This is a genomic window from Deferrivibrio sp. (assembly GCF_055117995.1).
On the sequence record NZ_JBSQOT010000053.1, the window covers coordinates 1 to 8,595 of the forward strand.

The 8,595-nt window shown below is 28.6% G+C and carries 5 protein-coding genes and 1 pseudogene; all 6 read right to left on the reverse strand.

Annotated features, from left to right (window positions below):
* Positions 1-244: 244 nt before the first annotated feature.
* The 6 genes and pseudogenes from ACTCAF_RS10065 to ACTCAF_RS10090 all read right to left on the reverse strand — a co-directional run bounded on the left by ACTCAF_RS10065 (position 245) and on the right by ACTCAF_RS10090 (position 8,444).
* On the reverse strand, positions 245-940 hold the full coding sequence (locus ACTCAF_RS10065; RefSeq protein WP_463063152.1) for a CPBP family glutamic-type intramembrane protease: 696 nt from the start codon (positions 938-940) through the stop codon (positions 245-247).
* Positions 941-1,058: 118 nt separating this feature from the next.
* On the reverse strand, positions 1,059-2,243 hold the full coding sequence (locus tag ACTCAF_RS10070) for a radical SAM protein (protein WP_463063153.1): 1,185 nt from the start codon (positions 2,241-2,243) through the stop codon (positions 1,059-1,061).
* A gap of 2 nt (positions 2,244-2,245) precedes the next feature.
* On the reverse strand, positions 2,246-4,582 hold the full coding sequence (locus ACTCAF_RS10075) for a glycosyltransferase (RefSeq protein WP_463063154.1): 2,337 nt from the start codon (positions 4,580-4,582) through the stop codon (positions 2,246-2,248).
* A gap of 35 nt (positions 4,583-4,617) precedes the next feature.
* Entirely contained in the window at positions 4,618-5,979 is a 1,362-nt protein-coding gene (locus tag ACTCAF_RS10080; protein WP_463063155.1) for a PhoH family protein, read from the reverse strand.
* On the reverse strand, positions 5,918-7,822 hold the full coding sequence (locus ACTCAF_RS10085; RefSeq protein WP_463063156.1) for an EAL domain-containing protein: 1,905 nt from the start codon (positions 7,820-7,822) through the stop codon (positions 5,918-5,920). The genes ACTCAF_RS10080 and ACTCAF_RS10085 overlap by 62 nt, the downstream gene beginning before the upstream one ends.
* 327 nt (positions 7,823-8,149) lie before the next feature.
* Positions 8,150-8,444: pseudogene (locus tag ACTCAF_RS10090) on the reverse strand (type II toxin-antitoxin system PemK/MazF family toxin).
* Positions 8,445-8,595: the final 151 nt, after the last annotated feature.

Consider the following 8,595-nt stretch of genomic DNA (forward strand, 5'->3'; position numbering starts at 1 on the left):
TTTGCAATTTATCTTTTACTACTTCCTGAATTGCCTGACTTCGGTTCATAAATTTGTGTGCTTTAATCAATAAATATATTTCTTCAATAAGTTCACCACCCAAGGTGATTGCTATCTTTGCCTTACCTATATTCCACCTCTTGGTAATACTATTTATCATACCTAAATATACTTCAAGAGCTTACAAAGCAAATTAAATAATCATTCCCTTTAAAAGTTTACAAGAAGTAAAAGAAGCTTAAATTTAACTGGGGAATTTTAAGGGCCATAAAGTGGGGAATTTTAATTGACTTTGACAAAAATATTCACCCAGTCCAATAGTATAAAGGAGAAATCCGTATAAAAAATGCTCAATACTGACAAGAACCATTGAACCACTTTTAGCATAAGTATATGAAAAGAGATAACCGCCAAAAAGTGATAAAATTAATGTTATAGGATTTAGGTAAAGTATATGGCCAAAAGCAAAAAGAATTGCACTTAAATGGATGAGCATCATTCTATTTTTTACAATGCTACCATATCTGTGGAAAATAAAAGCTCTATAAAGTATCTCCTGAGGGTAAACGGCAAATAAACCATATATCATTATGATACTAAGCCATAGAGAAAAATCTTTTTTTAAGAAATAAAATGCTCTATCTGGTAAAAAATAAGAAACTATTACATAAAGAAAAATACTAAAAAATATCGCTTGAATCAAAACTCTTTTGTACTCGTTTTTTGAGTCAGGAAGTTTGTAAAAGCTCCTCTTATCAAAGTTTTCATCTTTTTTCAACAACCAGAGAGCATAAAACCCTCCGATTATTATAAGAAAAAGTGGTGGAATTTTTTTAAACAGGCTAAAAAACAATGGCATGAACAAAAATATTACCAGAATTTCAAATATAAAAAGAGACTTCCTCTGGGCAGTCCCTGTAGATATTTTTAAAATTTCCATGAGAAACTGATATACTATTTTAAGAAAAAAGTGAAATATTTAAAAAAACTTTACATTTTTTTTACAAAAATATGATGACTTTTTGAAAAATAAGCATCAGAAAGATAATTTAACAAAATTAATTAATTGTTTGCATACTAAAAAATCTGCTTTTAGCATAATAAGTTATATCCTTTAAAAGGTAATAATATGTATTTATATTATTAAACAAATATAAGGGATTTGTCAATTTTACCAATGGATTAAATAAAGCTGATGGATCCCTGAAGCATTCCCAATCACAATCTTTACAATCATTTTTTGAGGCTATATTATCTTCAAAATAGAGAAAATCCCCAAAGGATTTTTCCTCCTTAAACCCACATGGGTAAACCTTACCTGTCGTATCCACAAAGAAAAAACAATCTCCTCCAAAACACCCCATACTTTTTTTATTTTCGTATTCTTTTATGAGGTTTTTAATAGATACAAGAGGGGTAAATATTTTTATCTTATTTCTATATTTTCTAACCACATCAAATATCACTTTGTAAAGTATCTTTTTTTCCTGATCAGAATAGTTTACTATATATTCAGAAGATTCCGCTTTATACACTGCGCCATCAAAACTCATGGGATAGCACAAATTTGCTATTTTAAAACCAAGAGAGATAACAAAATCAAAAAATTTAGATAAACCTTTGTAATAGTTTTCATAGAAAGCCTCAGGAATAAAATACCCATCAGACAGATAGTATGGCTCTGTATACTCAATAAGTCTGTTTATACCCAGATTAACAGATGGACTCAAACCATAATTTTCAAAAATCTTAAGCCCTTTTTCTATGCCTTCTATTACTCCATTTAAACCTCTATTTTTTTCATGCTTTTGAGAATCCCAGCTATCGATACTTATCCAAAAAGTATATAGTTTAGACTCTATTATTGATTCAGCAAGATTTGAAATACTTTTTTTAAAATGAGGATTTTTATGGCTCATAAAAATAAAACCATTTGTCCCAGTTCTTGTATATTTAATGCCATTTTTAGATGCATAATCTAAAGCTTCGAAAAGTTCATCTTTCATTAAAAGTGGCTCACCCCCTGTAATTGATAGTGCTTTTACCCCAATCTCAGTGGCTTTATCTATTATCAGCTTTAGGCTATCAATCCCAAGCTTGCGCCTTTCATACTTATTAGACACATTCATGCCACACTGGGGACATTTAGCATTACATATATCTGTCATCTGAATAATCAATTGTTTAGGAATCTTTTTTAAAAAAAGGATATTAATAATCTCTTTCCATTCATCTATTTTCATATTCATCCCCATGACAGAAGTTCATCAAACACCACTTTCCACTCAAACCTCTCTTTAATATTATTTTTAGCTTCAAAGCTCATATTAAAAATGAAATCATCATCCGTTGAAATTTTCTCGATAAGATTTGAAATCTTATTTACCCAGTCATCCAATTCGTTTGCTTTTGCCACATAGCCAGTCAAACCATCTACAACTATTTCTTTTGGCCCCCCTATATTTGAAACTACTGCAGGAAGTCCGCTTGCCTGGGCTTCTAAAACTGACATACCAAATGTATCTGTATTACTTGGAAAAACAAATATATCGCCTAATAAATAGTATTCAGGCATATCTTTCTCACGAACCCTTCCAGTGAAAATAATATCTTTATCGTTGCATCGTTTTTTTAATTTGTTTAAATATGGACCATCACCCACAATAAAAAGCTTTATTTTCAATTTCTTAAATCTCTCCCTTATCACATGAAAAATATCCATTAAAAAATCTATATTTTTATCTTTTGATATTCTGCCTGTATATAAAAGATTTATTGTAGAATCCATTTTATTTAGTTTACCAGGGAGAAACTTATTTGTATCGATTCCACGCTTAAATATCGTCATTCGCGGATTATTTAGCCCTCTGCTATTTAAAATATCAATATATTCTTCAGAAGGAACTTTAATTTCGTCAAAATTGTTATAAAAATAGTTTATATATTTATCAACTAGTTCAGCTAATGAGTCATCTTTTTTAATCTCATATACCTCACTTTTGAAGTCCGTATGATAAACACCTGTTACTTTAATTCCCATTATCTTCCCAAGGATAAGCCCTACAATACCTATTGGTCCAGGTGTAGAAACTATAATTTCATCAGGTCCAAATTTATATACTTTAGACATCATATCCATAAAAGAAGGGATATAAAGCTTTTGAGTTTTATAATATGGCAATTTAAAATCTAATATACTTTTACAATTAACAAAATTTTTCGGCATATTTTTGAGAGCATCCTCATCAACTGAACCAAAAATAGCAATTGGAAAGTTATATTCCAGAGCCTTAAACCCAATATTTTTTAGTGTAACAGATACTCCATTCAAATCACTTATTGTATCAGTAAACCACGCAATTCTTTTATAGTTCTTATCATTTTCATTTAAAAAATCCCTTTTCAATTGCAGGGCTATTTTATGATCTTTGTATGACTGTTTGAGTGAGGAAAAAAAAGGAACACTAACGAAAAGTCCAGGGAGAAAACCCATAAAAGTTTTATAAACATAATCCAGAGTAATTTTTGTATCCTTTTTGGTAAATTTTTTTAAAAGGAGTTTTAAATACTCATCTATTAGTTCAGAAGCCTTTTGATACGTATAATTTATTTTATACTCAATTTCAGTCTCAGGTATCTTTTTGAGATTTTCCAGAAGTTCTACAATCTTCATATTTATTGCACTTTTTTTCTTTAAATTTTTAAGTTTCAGCTTTTTTAAAAAAGAGTCCTTTTTTTTCTCTGAAATATTTGAAATTACATCTTCAAGAACCCCACCTGTTAACTGAATAAAACGACTTTTTTGAGAGTGATCGTAAGAAATCTTATATATATTAAAAGCAAGAGTGTAAAAATCGGCAGAACTACCTAATCCTACAGTTTTTCTATTTTTTAATTCATTTATAAAAGATTCTTTATCATTAGCAAAATCAGAGCAGGTACAAGCTTTTCCCATCAAAAGCCCTGAATGATCATCAGAACCACCAGTAAAACCTTTCTCCCATGAATAATTTGAAATATTTAAATCATGTTTATTCAAAAGTTTATCAAATTTTTCCTTATTTATTTTTAATAAGATATCTGTAATCGTATTATTGAAAATTTCACCTCTACACCCATTTATAGTCTCAAAATTATCAAACATAAGAATAAGTTTTTCAACATGGTCAATAGTCAGTTTATCATTTACAGCATACAATGGGTGAGCAACAGAATGGGCAATATTTTTTTCAAAGATATACTCTCTCAACTCATAAATGTTGTATCTTATTTTTTGAATATTAACAAAATCATCTTCGGTAATATCATAAAGAAGTATATGTATTTTACAATCATCCTCAGTAAAATAAGCCGTAGTTTCCACCGATATAAAAGTATCATTCTCAAATTTTTCTTTAAGTTTCAAACATCCTTTAATCGTGTTATGATCTGTTATAGTCACAAAATCCATACCTCTTTCTTTTAGTTTTTTATATAGAAATTCCGGCTCTGTATAAGATTCTGATGCTCCAATCTTTCTAAGAAACCACTCCTCAGGTTTTTTAGAATATTTTGAATGAACATGTAAGTCTGCTTTAACCATTTAACACCTTCTTATTTGTATTTAACTTTTTAATTTTAAAGAATACTTGCAGCCAGTTTTGATAACTCACTTCTTTCACATTTAGTCATCGTAATGGTTATTGCCATTTTACTATTTATATTTTTAAATCGTTCGCTTGCATACACAAGACCATTGTCTTTCTCATCCACAAATGGGTTGTCTATCTGATAAATATCTCCGGTTAAGACAATTTTAGAATTTTTGCCAACTCTGGTTATAATAGTTTTTACCTCGTGAGGAGTTAGATTTTGAGATTCATCGATTATTATAAATGAATTGTGAAACGTCCTTCCCCTAATATATGTAAGTCCTTCTACCTCAATGATGTTACTACTTTTAAGATATTCCAATGTTAAATCTGTATCAGATATGTTATTTTTAACATCAATACTTTCTTTAATGGCAACATTTGATAATATAAATTCAATATTATCGTAAACTGGCTTTAGCCACGGATCTAATTTACTGTGTAAATCTCCCGGTAAATAACCTAATTCTCTACCCATTGGCACAGGAGAACGACTAATAATCAGCTTTTTATACTTTTTATTCAAAACCTGTGTAAGTCCTGAAGATATTGATAATAAAGTCTTACCAGTGCCTGCTATCCCTATTGCAAAAATTATTTTAATATCAGGATCAGTCAATGCATCCAAAAAAAACTTCTGTTGGTAATTTGTAGGCACAACACCTATTGGGTAGTCAGTTACACCAAACCTGCGATAAACATTTTCTTTACAATCATATTTTATTAAAGTGCTTTTCTTATCATAACTATTTGATTTTAAAAGAAAGTACCTATTATCAAAAACATAAGAATTCTTTTTTATTATTTCTGATATGTAATTTGCATCTAAAAAACCTTTTTCAAACAAAATATCTAATATAAAATCATCAACAAAAAGAGTATCATTACTTGCCATTAAATTGGTATTGCTTTTATGATGATAGTAATCTTCTGAGTTTATTCCTAACAGATTTGCCTTTATTCTTAAGTTTATATCTTTACTTACAAAAATAACGTTTTGACCAAATTCTTTCATACTTTCCAGAACAATTTTTAAAATAATATTATCACTTTTATTGTTCTCAAAATCTATAGGTAGTTTAATATCATTTTTTAAGTATCTAATATAAAGTCTCCCACCAGACTGCATATTAATTCCTGAAATCAGATCACCATCACCTCTAATTTTTTCTAAGTTTCTAATAAACTCCCTTGCATAAAAACCTTTTAAATCATAATAATTTTTAAATTTATCAAGTTCTTCAATACAGATAGCAGGTATTAAAATATCGTTATCCTGAAACGTTTCAAGACAATCGGGAGAGTGAAGCAGTACATTTGTATCGAGGATAAACGTTTTTTTCTTCATTAGATACCCCTATAAAATTTTCAATTTTATTTACAATATTATAAATAGTGGCAATACAAATATTTGATTCAGATGATTTTGCTATTTTTTTAAGTTCTGCAATATGTTTTGATAACACATTCTCGTTGAGTTCTATTTTCTTAAATGGTACTTCCAGTATTGCAGCACTAACACCCAATAGAGGAAAAAATTTAACATTGCCCTGACGATCTACAGACTTATAATTACCTTCTACTATTTCTTCATAAGAGAAAAAACTTGAGCTAATTTCTTTAAATTTTTTCATTATTTCATTAACTACTGAAAGAACATAATTTGTTTTAAATTCATCAAAGCTAATTAGCACAAAAAAATCATCTCCACCAATGTGTCCAATAAAAATATCGTTCATTACTTCACGTTTGGTATTTTTTAAAATTTCAGCAAAACTTTTTATTGCTCTATCCCCTATACGGAATCCAAATTTATCATTAAAAGGCTTAAAATTATCGAAATCAAAATAAATAAAATAATTAACTCTTTCTTCGTCTATTAGAACATCTTTTATTTTATTTGATATTGCAATATTCCCTGGTAATCCTGAAAGTGGATTAGTTTCAAGTGCTTCCTGCATTCTCATATAATTTATAATTTTTATTATTTCCGTATTGGACAAAAAACCTATATATCGATTATCGTCAGTAATAAAAATACCCTGAGAGCCATGACTTACAATTAACTTAAGAACATCATCAATTTTTGTTCTAATATCTACCTTTGGAATCCTTTTTAAAAAATCGTTTATTGTTTTTTTATGAACTTTACTAATAAGTAAATCCCTACCATAAGGTGAGTAAATATATTCCCTTAAATCTTTTTCGTATATTATGCACGTTTGAAAAAAGTTTTTATCAACAATAGGGATAAAATTGTAGTCAGAACTTTGAAATCTATCAAATACATCTTCAATTGAACTATTATTGTTTAAAGGTGAAATAAAGCACATTGAATCCTTAATAAAAGAACTAATACTCGTACTCTTCCTTTTATCCAAATTATATAGTTTTTCAATATGTTCATATTGCAATTTTATTAAATATTGATCAATTGTAGGCTTTTGAATAAAATAACCTTGAATCAAGTCTATATCTAAATTTTTAAGGCAATAGTATTCCTCTTCAGTCTCTACCCCTTCTGCTATCAAAGTAACACCTAAAGCTCTTGCTATATCTTTTATAGCTGACACAAGAAATAACTTTTTATTATCTTTGTGAATATCTCTTATCAAAAATTTATCTAATTTAAGAAAATCAGCTTCAGAATGATATAGAAGTTCAAAATTAGAAAATCCTGTGCCAAAGTCATCTATTGCCAATTTAAAACCTGAAGCTTTTGCCCTTAAAAGAACTTTATTATATATGGAAGTAAATTCATGATTTATCCCTTCATTTAACTCCAAACACCAATTGCTTGGTAAAATATTGTATTCTTCTAATATTTCTTCTGTAAAGCCATATCTATAATCAGGCATTTCCATAATTCTGTGGTCATAATTGTAAAAAACTATAATATTTTTATAGTTTTTTATTTTTGATACTTTTTCTACAACTTTTCTTCTTAATGCGTTTTCAAGTGGTACAAGAACCTTATCCTTGAAAGCACTATCAAAAAAATCGTTTATAGAGTTGAAACCTATATTTTCAACACCTCTTATTAGCACCTCAATACCAAAAAGTTTACCTGAGATAGTAGAAACAATAGGTTGTATAGCATAATCTATATTTTCAATTTTATCCTGCCATTTATCTATAAATATTTGATTCATGTTCAGATATCTAGATAATAAATGTAATATAATTTTCATAAAAATGTAAAAAAAATGATAATTAGTTGAATTGACTCTTTTTATAGAATAATTGTCAAAATCAATTAAAAGTCTCCATGGTGTTTTCATCTATCTTAAATGTCGTAAGTTTCTAACTCTTCAACATTTGATAGATATTTTAAGGGTATAATAAGTCAAGAATATTTTATTACTGATGAAAAATTAGAACAGATAAAATCCTATAAAAATAATCTTAATTGGTAATAAAAGAACGATTTAGTCATCTAATATCTTAACTCAATTTTAAAATTGTAACTTACAACATTGTTAATATAGTATGCATAGTTTGATTTCAATGGTGGTGTTTTATGCTCCAATTATTTCGTTAAGTCCTTCAATAACTAACTCTAGCTCTTTATCTGTTGCTTTACCAATTTTTTTACCAATTTGTTCTACTGACAAAGCCCTAATCTGGCTTATTTTACCCATGAGCGTTTAGGCAATTCACCACTTTTCAACTCCAGCGTCAACTGATATCCAGCTCGCTGAGGCTGGCTTGTAAGTGCCACAGCTATTACAGTACCTGATTTTCATTAAAAATATCATGGCTCAAAATCAAAACTGGACTTAACCCTGCCCGTTCACTTAATATTCTGGACATTCAGTTAAATCCTCAAAAATCCCTTCTTCAGCAATCATCTTTTCAAATGATGCATCAAGTTTGGAACAAGCTTCAGCCAATCTTACTTTCTTTAATCTTTGCAATTTATCTTTTACTACTTCCTGAATTGCCTGACTTCGGTTCATAAATT